Source organism: Streptomyces sudanensis (assembly GCF_023614315.1).
Lineage (GTDB): Bacteria > Actinomycetota > Actinomycetes > Streptomycetales > Streptomycetaceae > Streptomyces > Streptomyces sudanensis.
Window position 1 is genome coordinate 4,078,659 of the sequence record NZ_CP095474.1, and the last position, 12,531, is coordinate 4,091,189.

The 12,531-nt window shown below is 76.2% G+C and carries 10 protein-coding genes and 1 pseudogene; 3 read left to right on the forward strand and 8 right to left on the reverse strand.

Annotated features, from left to right (window positions below; all coding sequences use genetic code 11):
- Nucleotides 1–70 precede the first annotated feature (70 nt).
- Nucleotides 71–955 (forward strand): oxygenase MpaB family protein, encoded by an 885-nt coding sequence (locus MW084_RS18785; RefSeq protein ID WP_010473850.1) that lies wholly within the window; start codon nucleotides 71–73, stop codon nucleotides 953–955.
- 122 nt (nucleotides 956–1,077) lie between these two features.
- Here MW084_RS18785 and MW084_RS18790 read toward each other — a convergent pair whose 3' ends face one another.
- Nucleotides 1,078–2,667, reverse strand: a complete 1,590-nt coding sequence (locus MW084_RS18790; RefSeq protein ID WP_010473852.1) for a M1 family metallopeptidase — start codon at nucleotides 2,665–2,667, stop codon at nucleotides 1,078–1,080.
- A gap of 457 nt (nucleotides 2,668–3,124) precedes the next feature.
- Between MW084_RS18790 and MW084_RS18795 the strand changes: the two genes are divergently transcribed.
- Nucleotides 3,125–4,762 carry an ABC-F family ATP-binding cassette domain-containing protein gene (locus MW084_RS18795; RefSeq protein WP_275563696.1) on the forward strand — a complete coding sequence of 546 codons (1,638 nt, stop codon included), beginning with the start codon at nucleotides 3,125–3,127 and terminating at the stop codon, nucleotides 4,760–4,762.
- Nucleotides 4,763–4,863: 101 nt separating this feature from the next.
- On the opposite strand, the gene MW084_RS18800 is transcribed toward MW084_RS18795, so the two are convergent.
- From MW084_RS18800 to MW084_RS18830, 7 genes are all read right to left on the reverse strand, one after another.
- The gene (locus MW084_RS18800) at nucleotides 4,864–5,115 is read right to left on the reverse strand and encodes a hypothetical protein (protein WP_029553848.1); all 252 of its coding nucleotides are present in this window, start codon (nucleotides 5,113–5,115) and stop codon (nucleotides 4,864–4,866) included.
- 267 nt (nucleotides 5,116–5,382) lie between these two features.
- The coding region (locus MW084_RS18805; protein WP_275563697.1) for a Tex family protein at nucleotides 5,383–7,620 on the reverse strand (2,238 nt) is incomplete at its 3' end.
- 136 nt (nucleotides 7,621–7,756) lie between these two features.
- Nucleotides 7,757–8,626 (reverse strand): SCO6745 family protein, encoded by an 870-nt coding sequence (locus MW084_RS18810; RefSeq protein ID WP_010475085.1) that lies wholly within the window; start codon nucleotides 8,624–8,626, stop codon nucleotides 7,757–7,759.
- A 40-nt stretch (nucleotides 8,627–8,666) separates the two neighbouring features.
- Nucleotides 8,667–9,416, reverse strand: a complete 750-nt coding sequence (locus tag MW084_RS18815; RefSeq protein ID WP_010475083.1) for an enoyl-CoA hydratase/isomerase family protein — start codon at nucleotides 9,414–9,416, stop codon at nucleotides 8,667–8,669.
- Between the two features lie 56 nt (nucleotides 9,417–9,472).
- A complete protein-coding gene (gene idi, locus MW084_RS18820; RefSeq protein WP_010475081.1) occupies nucleotides 9,473–10,066 on the reverse strand; it encodes an isopentenyl-diphosphate Delta-isomerase in 594 nt (197 codons plus the stop codon).
- A gap of 115 nt (nucleotides 10,067–10,181) precedes the next feature.
- Nucleotides 10,182–10,688: GNAT family N-acetyltransferase (locus tag MW084_RS18825; protein WP_275563698.1), on the reverse strand; the 507-nt coding region annotated here is incomplete at its 5' end.
- 192 nt (nucleotides 10,689–10,880) lie between these two features.
- A complete protein-coding gene (locus MW084_RS18830; protein WP_029553846.1) occupies nucleotides 10,881–11,819 on the reverse strand; it encodes a cation diffusion facilitator family transporter in 939 nt (312 codons plus the stop codon).
- 375 nt (nucleotides 11,820–12,194) lie between these two features.
- Here MW084_RS18830 and MW084_RS18835 point away from each other — a divergent pair.
- Nucleotides 12,195–12,478, forward strand: a pseudogene (locus MW084_RS18835) (CDP-alcohol phosphatidyltransferase family protein); the annotation flags it as partial.
- Nucleotides 12,479–12,531: the final 53 nt, after the last annotated feature.

Consider the following 12,531-nt stretch of genomic DNA (forward strand, 5'->3'; position numbering starts at 1 on the left):
GGCCCGNNNGNCCCCGTCCCGTCCCGCGGCGGGGCTCCCCTCGGGCCCCGCGGAACCAGGAGCAGCACCCATGAACGAGGCCGCCGACCGCCCCGTGCCGCCTCCTCCCGGCGGGGTCCTGTGGAGCCTCGCGGGCGACGTGCGGGGCCTGCTCATGCTGCCCTCGGCGTTCGTCCTCCAGGTCGCCCACCCGGCCGTCGGCGCCGGGGTCGACGAGCACTCCGTCTTCCGCACCGACCCCTGGGGCCGCGCCGAGCGGTCCCTGCGCTCGCTCCAGCTGTGGGTGTACGGCGGGGAGGCCGCCGCCGAGGAGGGCCGGCGCCTGCGCCGCCTCCACCGCGGGATCCGGGGCACCGACGCCCACGGCCGCCCGTACCGCGCCCTCGCCCCGGCCCCCTACGCCTGGGTCCACGCCACGGGCTTCCCCGTCCACCGCCACGCGAGCCGCTACCTCGTCCGCCCCATGACCACGGAGCAGGAGCGGGCGTTCTACGCCGAGTGGCTGCGGGTCGGCCGGGTCCTCGGCGTCCGCGACCGCGACATGCCGCAGACGATCGAGGAGTTCTGGCCGTACTACCGCGAGGTCCTGGCCGAGGAGGTCGAGCGGACCGCCGTCGTCGGCGAGCTGCTGGCCACCGACGCCCCGATCCCGCCCCCCGACCGCGGGCCCCGGGCGCTCAGGCCGGCGCTGCGCGCCCTGTGGCCCCTGCTGCGGCCGCCGTTCCTCCGCTTCCGCGCCTTCGTCGCCGTGGGCTTCCTGCCGCCCGAGGCGCGCGAGGCGATCGGCCTGGACTGGTCGGACGCCCAGGAGCGGAGGCTGCGCCTCCTGGGCCTGGTGGCGCGGGCCGTGGTGCCCGCCCTCCCCGAGCGGCTGCGCTACCTCCCGCTCGCCCGGGAGGCCCGGCGCGCCCACCGCGCGGGGAACACCCACCGCGCCGGGCGGCCCGCACGCTGACGCCCGCCCGCCGACGCCCGCCGGGACCCGTGCCGGCGGGCGNNNGCCGGGGAACGCCCGGACCGCCGGTCCCTTCCGGGGCCGGCGGTCCGGGGACGGGGGACGGGGGACGGGGGACGGGATCAGTCGTGCCCGTGGTGCCCGTGCCCGTGGTGCCCGTGCCCGTCGTGCCCGTGCCCGTCGTGCCCGTGGCGGTCGCCGTGGTCGCCGTGGTCGCCGTAGTCGTGGACCGTGTTCGTCGCGGCGATCTCGGACCAGGACTTCGGCGGGCTCACCGGCGCCTTCGCCGCCGTGCGGGCCGCCGCGCCCACCTGGGCCGGCGGGGTCTGCGGCTTCGACGGCTGGTACAGCCAGGTGTCGAACAGGCCGGCCAGCTGCCTGCCGGAGATCCGCTCCGCGTACGCGACGAAGTCCGCGACCTTCGCGTTGCCGTACGCCCGCTCCGTCGGCCAGCCCTTCAGGATGCGGAAGAAGTCCTCGTCGCCCACCTCGTTGCGCAGGGCCTGGAGCGTCAGCGCGCCCCGGTCGTAGACGGCGAGGTGGAACTGGTTCTGCGGACCCGGGTCGCCCGGCTTGACCGTCCAGAACGGGTCGTCCTCCGGGTGCGAGGCGTACACCCAGTCCGCCAGCTCCTGCGCCGTGCCCTCGCCCTGGCGCTCGGACCACAGCCACTGGCTGTAGCGGGCGAAGCCCTCGCTGATCCAGATGTCCTTCCAGCCCTTCACGGACACGCTGTCGCCGTACCACTGGTGGGCCAGCTCGTGGACGACCACCGAGGTGTTGGAGCCGTTCGCGAACTGGCGCGGGCTGTAGAACGGCCGGGTCTGCGTCTCCAGCGCGTACCCGCTGCGCACGTTCGGCACGTACCCGCCGAGCGCGTTGAACGGGTACGGCCCGAAGACCTCCTCCAGCCACTCCGCGATCTCGACGGTCCGCTCGACGCTCGCGCGCGCCGCGCCGTCGTTGGTGCCGAGGTCCTTGCTGTAGGCGTTGACGACCGGCAGGCCGTTGGCGGTCGTGTCGGTGGTGAGGTCGAACCTGCCGACCGCCAGCGTCGCCAGGTACGTCGCCTGCGGCTTGTCGGACCGCCAGTTGTATCGGGTCCAGCCCAGCCGCGAACTCTGCGAGAGCAGCACGCCGTTGCTGATGGCCTGGGAGCCGTCCGGGACGGAGACGGAGACGTCGAAGGTGGCCTTGTCGAGCGGGTGGTCGTTGGACGGGAACCACCAGGCGGCCGACTCGGGCTGCTGCGCGGCGACCCCGCCGTCCGGGGTGCGGTGCCACGCCGTCCACCCGTCGATCTTCACCTCCGACGGCTTGCCCGCGTACCGCACGACGACCGAAACCGGTCGGTCCTTCGGCAGCGGCACGGCCGGGGTGATCTCCAGTTCCTGCGAGCCCGACGCGGTGAACGCGGCCTTCCGGCCGTTCACCCGCACCTCCAGCGCCTTCAGGCCGAGGTCCAGGTTGAAGCGGGACAGGTTCTGCGTCGGGGTGGCGAGGATCGTCGCCGTCCCCTCCAGCAGGTCCGTCGACGGCTGGTACTTCAGCCGCAGGTCGTAGTGGGCGACGTCGTACCCGCCGTTGCCGCTGGCCGGATAGTAGGGGTCGCCGATGCTCGGAGCGCCGGGCGTGAAGTCGGCGGCCGATGCCGGGACCACCAGCAGCAGGGAGGCCGTGATCACGCCCGGGACGAACAGTCTGCGGTGCACGTGTGTCTCTCCAAGTCGTCGGAGGGCCGGTGTTCTGAGAGCTATTCACCCCGGCGCCCCTGATCATGTCCACGACGCGCGCCGCCGCGGGATCGTCATCCGGCCGACATGGGCCCCCCGGGGCCCGTCCCGTCCCCCTCTGCCGCTCCTGTCCCGCAATCGTCCTCTTCCGCGCCGCCGCCGCGGGCGGTACGGTCCGCCCCCGCCGGTGCCCGCCCGGACGCCGCACGGAGCGCCCCCTCCCGTGCCCCNGCCACCGCCCGGCGGCCCGGACCCGGCACCCGCGCCCTCGCCCGGCCGCCGTACCGGCGGGGCCGCCGCCCCCGGGCCTCCCGCCGCGACGCGCCCCCGCGCCACCCCGTCCGGGCGGGCCGCCGCACCGCCGCCGGGCGCCCGGGGCGCCGGGACGGCCGGAGGCGGCCGGAGGCGCCCGGGCTGGCCTAGGATCGGCCTCCTGATGACTGCCACCCTCGTCGCCAAGAACCTCGCCGCCGGACACGCCGAGCGCTCCCTCTTCTCCGGCCTCGACCTCGTCGTCGCCCCCGGCGACGTCGTCGGCCTCGTCGGCGTCAACGGCGCCGGCAAGTCGACGCTGCTGCGCCTCCTCGCCGGGCTGGACACCCCCGAGGACGGCGAAGTGCAGCTGTCGCCGCGCACCGCCACCGTCGGCCACCTCCCCCAGGAGCCCGAGCGGCGGCCGGGGGAGACGGTGGCGGACTTCCTCGCCCGCCGCACCGGCGTCGCCGGGGCGCAGGCGGCGATGGACGCGGCGACGCAGGGGCTCGTCGACGGGACGCCCGGGGCCGACGACGCGTACGCCGCCGCCCTGGAGCGCTGGCTCGCCCTCGGCGGCGCCGACCTCGACGACCGGGCGGAGGAGACCGCTGTGGCACTCGGCCTCACCGTGGGGCTCGACCGGCCCATGACCGCCCTCTCCGGCGGCCAGGCGGCCCGCGCCGGCCTCGCCTCGCTGCTCCTCTCCCGCTACGACGTGTTCCTCCTCGACGAACCCACCAACGACCTGGACCTCGACGGACTGGAGCGGCTGGAGGAGTTCGTACGGGGCCTGCGCGCGGGCACGGTCGTCATCAGCCACGACCGCGAGTTCCTCGCCCGCACCGTCACCAGGGTCCTCGAACTCGACCTCGCCCAGCAGCGGACGGCCCTCTACGGCGGCGGCTACGACGCGTACCTGGAGGAGCGGGAGACGGCCCGCCGGCACGCCCGCGAGGACTACGAGGAGTACGCCGACCGGAAGGCCGCCCTGGAGAGCCGCGCCCGGACGCAGCGCTCCTGGATGGACAAGGGCGTCAGGAACGCCCGCCGCAAGGCGAGCGACAACGACAAGATCGGTCGCAAGTTCCGCAGCGAGACCAGCGAGAAGCAGGCCGCCAAGGCACGGCAGACCCAGCGGATGATCGAGCGGCTGGACACCGTGGAGGAGCCCCGCAAGGAGTGGGAGCTGCGCATGGAGATCGCCGCCGCGCCCCGCTCGGGCACCGTCGTGGCGACGCTGCGCGACGCCGAGGTCCGGCGCGGCGCCTTCGCGTTCGGCCCGGTGACCCTCCAGGTCGACTGGGCCGACCGGATCGCCGTCACCGGCGCCAACGGCGCGGGCAAGTCGACCCTCCTCGCCGCGCTCCTCGGCCGCCTCCCGCTGGACGCCGGCCACGCGGCGCTGGGCTCCGGCGTCGTCGTCGGCGAGGTCGACCAGGCGCGGCGGCTGTTCCACGGCGAGGAGACCCTGCTGGACGCCTTCTGCGCGGCCGTCCCCGACACCGAGCCGGCGGACGTGCGCACCCTCCTCGCCAAGTTCGGCCTCAAGGCGGCCCACGTCCTGCGCCCCGCGACGACGCTCTCGCCGGGCGAGCGGACGCGCGCCGCCCTCGCCCTCCTCCAGGGCCGGGGCGTGAACCTGCTCGTCCTGGACGAGCCGACCAACCACCTCGACCTGCCGGCGATCGAGCAGCTGGAGGCCGCCCTCGACGAGTACACCGGGACGCTGCTCCTGGTCACCCACGACCGGCGCATGCTCGACGCCGTCCACGTGACCCGCCGCGTCGAGGTCGCGGACGGCCGGGTCACGGAGGTGTGACCGGGGCCGCCCCGTACGACGGGCGGCAGCCCCCGTACGGTACGGGCGGCGGGCCCGCCGGGGTCACGGGCGGCCCCCACGATGCGGGCGGCCCCGCCGGGCTACGGGCGGTCCTCCGGCTCCTCGTACGCGTCGTACGCGCCGTCCCCGGGCGCCCCGTCCCCGGGCGTCCCGTCCCCGGGCGCCCCGTCCCCGGGCGCCCCGCCGTCGGGCAGGGCGCCGCGGGCGCGGTCCTCCTCCGGGTCGTCCCCGGACCGCTCGGGCCGCTCGGCCCCGTCCTCCGCGCCGGCCGCGTGCCGCGCCTCCTCGTGGTGCCTGCGGACCTCTTCGGGCTTGTCGCCGATCTGGTTCACGACCCTCTCCGCCTCCGTCGTCGCCTCCGCCGCCGGACGGTCCGGCGACCCGGCCAGACTCACACGGCCCGCCCGCGCCCGCACGCTGGGACCGCGACGCGCGAGGGGCGGGCGGGAGCACCCCCGCCCGCCCCTCACGCGGCCGCGCACCGCGCTCAGCGGCGGCGGTCCCCGCCCTGGCCGCCGCCCAGCAGCCCGCCCTGCGCAGGGCCTCCGCCATCGCCCCGTCGGCGGGCGGCGGCGCCTGCCGGCNCCNNNGNNNCNNNNCGGGAGCAGCCGCGGCGGACGGGCACCCCGCTCGCGGGGCGGCCGGCCCTCGGCGGCCGCGCCGGCCGCCGCCTCGTCGTCCAGGCGCAGCGTCAGCGAGATCCGCTTGCGCGGCACGTCGACGTCGAGCACCTTCACCTTCACCACGTCACCCGGCTTCACCACCTCGCGCGGGTCCTTCACGAAGTTCCGCGACATGGCGGAGACGTGCACCAGGCCGTCCTGGTGGACGCCGACGTCCACGAACGCGCCGAACGCCGCCACGTTGGTGACGACCCCCTCCAGCACCATCCCCGCCGCCAGGTCGCCGATCTTCTCGACGCCCTCCTTGAACGCGGCGGTGCGGAACGCCGGACGCGGGTCGCGGCCCGGCTTCTCCAGCTCCCGCAGGATGTCCACGACGGTCGGCAGGCCGAACTTCCCGTCGACGAAGTCCTCCGGGCGCAGCGACCGCAGCACCCCCGCGTCCCCGATCAGCGCCGCGACCTCCCCGCCGGTCGCCTTCGCCATCCGCCGCACCACCGGGTACGCCTCCGGGTGCACCGCCGACGCGTCGAGCGGGTCGTCGCCGCCGCGGATCCGCAGGAAGCCCGCGCACTGCTCGTACGCCTTCGGGCCGAGGCGCGGCACGTCCTTCAGCGCCCGCCGCGACCGGAACGGCCCGTTGGCGTCCCGGTACGCCACGATGTTCTCGGCCAGCCCCGCGCCGATGCCCGACACCCGCGACAGCAGCGGCACCGAGGCCGTGTTGACGTCCACGCCGACGCCGTTCACGCAGTCCTCGACCACCGCGTCCAGCGACCGGGAGAGCTTCACCTCGGACAGGTCGTGCTGGTACTGGCCGACCCCGATCGACTTCGGGTCGATCTTCACCAGCTCGGCGAGCGGGTCCTGCAGCCGCCGCGCGATCGACACGGCCCCGCGCAGCGACACGTCCAGGTCCGGCAGCTCCTGCGAGGCGAACGCCGACGCCGAGTACACCGAGGCGCCCGCCTCCGACACCATCACCTTGGTCAGGTCCAGCTCGGGGTGGCGGGCGATCAGGTCCGCGGCGAGCCGGTCCGTCTCGCGCGACGCCGTGCCGTTGCCGACGGCGACCAGCTCGACGGCGTGCTCCTTCGCCAGCCGCGCCAGCACCGCCAGGGAGGCGTCCCACTTGTTGTGCGGCACGTGCGGGTGGATCGTGTCCGTCGCCACGACCTTGCCCGTCGCGTCGACCACGGCGACCTTGACGCCCGTGCGGTAGCCGGGGTCCAGGCCCAGGGTCGCCCGCGTCCCGGCGGGCGCGGCCAGCAGCAGGTCCCGCAGGTTCGCGGCGAACACCCGCACGGCCTCGTCCTCGGCGGCCGTGCGCAGCCGCAGCCGCAGGTCGATGCCGAGGTGCACCAGGACGCGGGTGCGCCACGCCCAGCGGACCGTGTCCAGCAGCCACCTGTCGGCCGGGCGGCCCCGGTCGGCGATCCCGAACCGCCGGGCGATCAGCCCCTCGTACGTGGACGGGCCCTCCACCGGCTCCTCCGGCTCCAGGACCAGCTCCAGCACGTCCTCCTTCTCGCCGCGCAGCATCGCCAGCACCCGGTGCGAGGGCAGCTCGGCGAACGGCTGGGCGAAGTCGAAGTAGTCGGCGAACTTGGCGCCCGCCTCCTCCCTGCCCGCGCGGACCTTCGCCACCAGCCGCCCGCGCGTCCACATCCGCTCGCGCAGCTCGCCGATCAGGTCGGCGTCCTCCGAGAACCGCTCGGTGAGGATCGCCCGCGCGCCCTCCAGCGCGGCGGCCGGGTCGGCGACCCCCCGGTCCGGGTCGGCGTACGCGGCGGCGGCCGCGAGGGGCTCGGTGCCCGGGTCCGCGAGCAGCCCGTCGGCCAGCGGTTCGAGCCCGGCCTCCCGGGCGGTCTGCGCCCTGGTGCGCCGCTTCGGCTTGAACGGCAGGTAGACGTCCTCCAGGCGGGCCTTGGTGTCGGCCCGGCGGATGCGCTCCTCCAGCTCCCCGGTCAGCTTGCCCTGCTCGCGCACGGAGTCGAGGATCGCGGCGCGCCGGTCCTCCAGCTCCCGCAGGTAGCGCAGCCGCTCCTCCAGGGCGCGCAGCTGCGCGTCGTCGAGCGCCCCGGTCGCCTCCTTGCGGTAGCGGGCGACGAACGGCACGGTCGAGCCGCCGTCCAGCAGCTCCACGGCCGCCCTGACCTGCCGCTCCCGTACGCCGAGCTCCTCGGCGATCCTGCCTTCGATGGACGTCGTCACGGTGTGTCCCGACCCGCCTTCCCCTGCTTCCGGCTTGCGCTCGCATTCTGCCCGCCCGGCCGGTAAGGCGCCGCACTCCCCCCGGCGCGCCGTCCCGGGCACGCGCCCGGCCGGCGCCGGACGCGTGCCCGGGCGGTCACCTCCGCCCGAGGGCGTAGGAGGGCGGCAGGGCGTCGGCCGCGGTCAGCGCCGCGCGGAAGCCCTCGGCCAGCTCGGTGAGCCGCTCGACCCCGGCCGCGCCGAGGTGGGCGTAGGGCGCCGCGTCCAGCCGGTCCGTGTGGGCCTCCACCTCCTCGCGCAGCGCGGTGCCCGCCGAGGTGAGCGCGCCCTCCCCGTCCACCAGGCCGCGGTCGCGCAGGCGCTCCACGGCGGCGTCCCAGTCGGACCGCTCCCAGCCGCGGGAGAGGAGCACCCAGCCGGGCGAGGCCCCCGCGCCGCTCGCGGTGTGGCTGACGAGGGCCTCCAGCGGGTCGAGTCCGGCGTCCAGCAGGGCGGCCAGGTGGGCGTCCCCGCGGTGCTCGCGCAGCAGCATCGCCGCGTGCCAGTACGCCAGGTGCGGCTCCTCGGGCACGGGCAGGTCGGCGAGCGCGGCGTACAGCGGCCGGGCGTGCCGGGTGCACGCCTCCGCGGCGCGCAGGGCCAGTTCGGCGGCCTCCGCCACGGCGGCCGAGCCGGCGTCGTCGCCGAGCACCCGCCGTGCGAACCGGTCGGCCGCGCGCAGCCGCGCCGCGAGGACGTCCGCCGGGGACGCGGTGTCCCACACGGCGGGCAGGTGGCGGGCTATGAGGGCGTGGTTGAAGCTGTAGAAGGCCCCGCAGACCACTCCGGCGCCCACCGCGCCCATCGCGGCGGCCCGCCCCGCGAAGTAGGCGGCGTGCGGGTCGGTAAGGCCGGCGGCGCCCAGCTCCTCGCCGTACTCCGGGGAGAAGTAGACGGCGGCGTGGAAGAGGTTGACCGGGCGGTGGCAGCGGCGCACGGCCGGGGACGGAAGGGTCGTCTTCGTCATGTCGCACACGTTAACGACCGGCGGTCCGGTGCGGAGGGAATTATGGCCGGCTCCGGTAGGTGAAGCGCGGACGCCGCCGTTCCAGGAACGCGGCGACGCCCTCGGCCCGGTCGCCGCTGGCGGCCGCCTCCCGCGCCCAGTGCGCGTCCCGCCCGGTCAGCCCGGCGGCGAACTCCTTCGCGGCGGCCTGCGTCAGCGGCGACCGCGACAGCAGCACCCGGGTGAACGCCTCGACCCGGCCGTCCAGTCCGCCGGCCGGCAGCACCTCGTCGACCAGGCCCGTGCGCAGCGCCCGCTCGTCGTCGATCAACTCGGCGGAGAACAGCAGGTACTTCGCCGTGGACGGCCCGACCAGGGAGACCAGCCGGCGGGTGGACGAGGAGGGGTAGACGATGCCCAGCCGCGCCGGCGTCACCCCGAACCGGGCCCCCGCCTCCGCGAACCGCAGGTCGCAGGCGGCGGCGAGCTGGCAGCCGCCCCCCACGCAGTAGCCGCGCACGGCGGCGAGCGTCGGCCGGGGGAAGGCGGCCAGGGCCTCCTCCGCGCGCACCGCCAGCGCCTGCTGGCGGTCGTCCGGTTCGTGCAGCGTCGAGATGTCCGCCCCGGCGCAGAACGTGTCGCCCGCGCCCGTCAGGACCAGCGCCCGCACCTCGCGGTCGGCGGCCAGCTCCGCCAGCAGCTCCGGCAGCGCCCGCCACATGGCGGCGGTCATGGCGTTGCGCTTCGCCGGATTGCTGATGACGACGGTCGCGACCCCGTCCGTGACACGGTGCTCCAGCTGCGGCTCCATGCGCCGGATGCTATCCGCCCCCCGCGGCCGGGGACGCGCCGCCGGGCGCCGGGCGCTCACCAGCCGCCGGTCGCCCCCGTCAGCTCCTTGACGGCCGGGCGGGCCGCGTCGAGGACGGTCGTGAACCAGGCGGAGAACGGCGCCGACGCCTGCCGCTCGGCCAGCTCGGCCGCCGTCACGAACGCGGTCTCCTCCACCTCCCGCGGGTCCGGCCGGAGCGGAGCCCGCACCATCCCCACGAAGAGGTGGTTGTACTCCTGCTCCACCAGGCCCGACGCCGGGTCCGGGTGGTTGTAGCGGACCGTCCCCGCCTCGGCCATCAGCGACGGCGCCACCCCCAGCTCCTCGAAGACCCGCCGCGCGGCCGCCGTGAACGGGGACTCGCCCGGGTACGGGTGCCCGCAGCAGGTGTTCGACCAGACGCCCGGCGAGTGGTACTTGCCCAGGGCCCGGCGCTGCAGCAGCAGCCGCCCCTCCCCGTCGAAGAGGAACACCGAGAACGCCCGGTGCAGCAGGCCGGGCGCCCGGTGCGCCGACAGCTTCTCGGCGGTGCCGACGGTGCTGCCGTCCTCGTCGACCAGCTCCAGCATGATCGGCGTCGCGGCTCCGTCCGGCGAGCTGTTCGCCGCGGTGGCGGGTGTGGTCGGCATAGCCATCCTTCGCATCGGTTCTCGGCCCTGCGGGGCGAGTCCCCAGTCTGCCGTACGGAAACCACGCGCAGGCGTACCGTCCCCGCGCCCGGACGGGCGGGCGCGGAGGGGCGGTTCAGACGCCGAAGGCGGGCGGATAGGCGATGGTGCCCGAGGGCGTCCTCCCGCGGGGGTCCAGCCGGAGCGCCATCATCGCCTCGTCCGGGACGTCGAAGGGCGCCCGGATCCCGTACCGCGAGGCCGGTACGAAACCGAAGCGGGGGTAGTACTCCGGGTGGCCCAGCACCAGCACCAGCGGCTCCCCGGCGAGCCGCGCGGCGTCCAGGGCGGCCCGTACGACGGCCCCGCCGGCGCCCTGCCGCTGGTGCTCCGGGGCGACCGCCACCGGGGCCAGCGCCGCGGCCGGGGCGTCCCCGACGCGGCAGCGGGTGATCAGCGCGTACGCCGCGACCGAGCCGTCCGGCGCCTCGGCGACGTACGACAGGCCCGGCAGCCAGGCGTCGGGGTCGGCGCGCAGCGCGTCGACCAGGTCCGCCTCGGCGGAGGTCTCGAAGGCCGCCGCGTTCACCGCGTGCACGAAGGCGCGGTCGGCGTCCGTCTCGGGGCGGGTCCGCCAGCGGAGNTNTNTANATGAGNANAGCGGGGGAGGGGCCGTCGTGGGACAACGCGGAAGCCTTTCGGACGGGCGGGGCCGGCCTGCCGTACCGGCCGGGCACCCGCGGACGGGAGGGGACGTGGAGCGTGCCGCCGGGGCGGCGCCGACCGCCGTCCCCGGTTCCTCCGCCGGGCGCCCGCGGCCCGGCGGCCCGGCGGGTCAGTGGCACAGGCCCGCCTCGTGCGCCGCGTAGCCGCTCGGCTCCAGCTGGAACGTGCAGTGTTCCACGTCGAAGTGGCCGACCAGGCACTCCCGCAGGTCGTGCAGCACCTTCTCGTGGCCCCCGCCGTCGAGCACGCTCGCCTCCACCACCACGTGCGCGGACAGCACCGGCATCCCCGAGGTGATCGTCCAGGCGTGCAGGTCGTGGACGTCCTCCACCCCCGGCAGCGCCAGCAGGTGCGCCCGCACCTCCGCCATGTCCACGTCCTTCGGAGCCGACTCCAGCAGCACGTCCAGCGTCTCCCGGAGCAGCTTCACCGTCCGGGGCACGATCATCACGGCGATCACCAGCGACGCGATCGGGTCCGCCGCCTGCCAGCCGGTGGCCAGAATCACCCCGGCGGCCACCAGCACCGTCACCGACCCCAGCGCGTCCGCCAGCACCTCCAGGTAGGCGCCGCGCACGTTGAGGCTGTCCTTCTGCCCGCGCACCAGCAGCGACAGGGACACCATGTTCGCGGCCAGACCGACCAGGGCGAAGACGACCGTCAGCCCGCCCTTGGTCTCGGCCGGCTCCACGAACCGCTGGACCGCCTCGAACAGGACGTACCCGCCGGCCCCCAGCAGCAGCAGGCAGTTCGCCAGCGCCGCCAGGATCTCCGCGCGGGCGTAGCCGTAGGTGCGCTTCGCGGTGGCCGGGCGGTTCGCCATGTGGATGGCGAGCAGCGCCATGCCCAGGCCGACCGCGTCGGTCGCCATGTGCGTCGCGTCCGCGATCAGGGCGAGCGAGTCGGCGAGGACGCCGCCGACGATCTCCACGACCATCACGCTGAGCGTGATCCCGAGAGCCACCCGCAGCCGCCACCGGTGCGCGGCGCCGGCCGTGCCCGCCGGCGGACTTCCGTGTGTGTGCCCGTGGTGGTGTCCAGCCCCCATGAGGTCGCCTCCCGGTCGGGTCAGTGACTGCCTTCCGGGCGGCAGTCAACTACGGGTGGGGGGTATGGGCAAGCCGACGCTGAAGACCGTTGTCATCCCCCCTGACCTGTACTTCTCCGGCCGCGGCGGCCCCCGGCCCCACCCCGTGCGGAGCCGGCCGGCCCGGCGGCCCCCGAGGCGGCCCCGACCTGGGGTTTGTGGGCCGAGCGGGTGATCGAGGATGATGACCCCGCCGCCGGGCCGGGCGCCCCCGCCCGGGGAAACCTGGGTGAGCTGCGCCTTCCGTCCATCCGATAGCCTCTGCCGACGTGCCGCCGCCCGCGACCGGGCCGGGCCGCCGCCCCAGCCGCCGTCAGCTCCAAGGAGTGGGTTCGTCTGTCGACCGCCATCCTCACCGGTCCTCCCGTACCCGGATCGCCGCTCGAGGGCGATCTGCGGTCGCTGGGCTTCGAGGTCCGCGCCGCCGCGGACCGGCAGGAGACCGCCGCGCTGCTCGCCGCCGTACCGGCCGGCGAGCGCGTCGCCGTCGTCGACCCGCGCTTCGTCGGCCACCGGCACGCCCTGCGGCTGGCCCTGACCGACCCCCGCTTCGCCGCGGGCGCGGTCCCGGGCGCCCTCACCGCGCAGCCGGAGGCCCGCCCGTCCCTGGCCCGCGCCCTNGCGGCCNCGCCCGCGCCCGCNGCGNNCCGCNGGAACGCCGGCCTCCGCNGGA